The organism is Marinococcus halotolerans DSM 16375 (assembly GCF_000420725.1).
Taxonomy (GTDB): domain Bacteria; phylum Bacillota; class Bacilli; order Bacillales; family Marinococcaceae; genus Marinococcus; species Marinococcus halotolerans.
The window spans coordinates 1-1,514 of sequence record NZ_ATVM01000054.1; the positions used below are offsets into that span (position 1 = coordinate 1).

At 42.2% G+C, this 1,514-nt stretch carries 2 protein-coding genes; one reads left to right on the forward strand and one right to left on the reverse strand.

Translation table 11 applies throughout. The features are described from left to right. Positions 1 to 550 precede the first annotated feature (550 nt). Complete coding sequence (locus tag G548_RS0116840; RefSeq protein ID WP_022795305.1) at positions 551 to 817, reverse strand: hypothetical protein; 267 nt, start codon at positions 815 to 817, stop codon at positions 551 to 553. A 172-nt stretch (positions 818 to 989) separates the two neighbouring features. On the opposite strand from G548_RS0116840, the gene G548_RS0116845 reads away from it, so the two are divergent. Then, positions 990 to 1,412, forward strand: a complete 423-nt coding sequence (locus G548_RS0116845) for a hypothetical protein (RefSeq protein ID WP_022795306.1) — start codon at positions 990 to 992, stop codon at positions 1,410 to 1,412. Positions 1,413 to 1,514: the final 102 nt, after the last annotated feature.

The window sequence follows — 1,514 nt, forward strand, 5'->3', positions numbered from 1 at the left end:
CTCGGTCGTATATCCTCGATAAGGCATAAAAATGCTCCCCTCTAAGCAAAACAGATGATTTATTTCATCTGTCTACTTAAAGGGGAGCATATCATTAGAGGCGCTGCCTCTTTTTTTGCTTGTCATTATCTGAGTTATTATGAATTAGGTTCATTACTATATTACTATGAAAATTCTTGATTTATGCTATAATAAATAGGTGTTTGTAGGTAAAATGTAATGGTTCGAATTCATTTCATGGGTATTTCTTTAATAAAAAAGTGACTCAAGGAGGCTGTTTAAAATAGCTGCAAAGTGTATATCCCCATCTATAGATAATGCTAAAATTGCCAATTCCGACTCCATCGATAAACTCACAAAGTGCCTGTATCAGACTGCCAATATCGAACTTGGAAAGTTAACAGCTTCCATAAACAGTGCCCAGGCCGAGCTTAATTTATTAATGCAGGAGATTCAAAAATTCCGGGGTGAATCTGTGTGATTATGTGATACCCGTTACGAGGCTTTTATCAGATTAAAAACAGACAGGGCGTAGTGCCACTGTCTGTTTTTAATCTGCTCCTATTTTTTTATCCAAAAGGGCGGCGATAACGAACATAAAAATCATGCCGACGCTTACGACAAATAAGTCGGGCCCGATCCAGCGGGTGAACACAATGCTTAAAATTAATACAGAGAAAAAAGCTATAAATGTTACATTTGCTGCAGCGAACCGGTGCCGGCGGCCGTGCTGTTTAATGCGTGCGATGACATAAATAACGGCATTTAACGCCAGGCCGATAAATAACAGATAATACAGATTTAACGTTAGTTCCATGACTCATCGATCTCCTCAACTACATTCTGGTATGTATTCGTACGTCGGGACGTCTTTTCATATCACTTTACATGGTAACATGAACAGGGGATAGGCGGTAGGTAAGATAAACTTTGCCCGTATATGCTACACTTGCCGTAGAAGTTAGTGATGGAAGGAAGGAACAATTACGATGCAGATAGAAAAATACGAAGGCATGCCTCCAAGCGAAGTGCTTCAGGGCATCTTATATTTACATGCTCAGCTTTTTGAAAAAATGGAACCAATGCATCAGACCCTCGAACAGGCGGAGGCTTCCCTTGTGCAGGTAGCACGGGAGGAAGGAAAGATTCTCGGCTATGACATCAGCTACGCAAAGGATAAGGGCGTGTGGTACAGCTGGCTGAACGGGATGCAGGAAGCATTTGAAGATGACGGCTGGAGAAGCCGTCTTGTCGGCAATGTTCTTATTCATGCCCGTGAGCAGGGATATCAGGTCGTGCAGACCAAGCTCGCCCATGAGTATCCGGAATTTATTGATATGCTGCAGGCAGCAGGCTTTCAAGTGAAAGAGGAGTTAACAGACGAACGCATCTGGCTCGAGAAAAAACTGTGAGAAGAGGCTGAACTGACCCCCGTCAAGTAGACAATGAAAATAAGTAAAACTCTTAAGCGGCTTGATTCCGGTATTCTATCGGGGTCAAGCCGTTTAAATGTT

Bases quoted from the DNA above. Each gene is read 5' to 3' on its own strand.
- G548_RS0116845 (WP_022795306.1), top strand. From the start codon at position 990: ATGCAGATAGAAAAATACGAAGGCATGCCTCCAAGCGAAGTGCTTCAG.
- G548_RS0116840 (WP_022795305.1), bottom strand. From the start codon at position 817: ATGGAACTAACGTTAAATCTGTATTATCTGTTATTTATCGGCCTGGCG.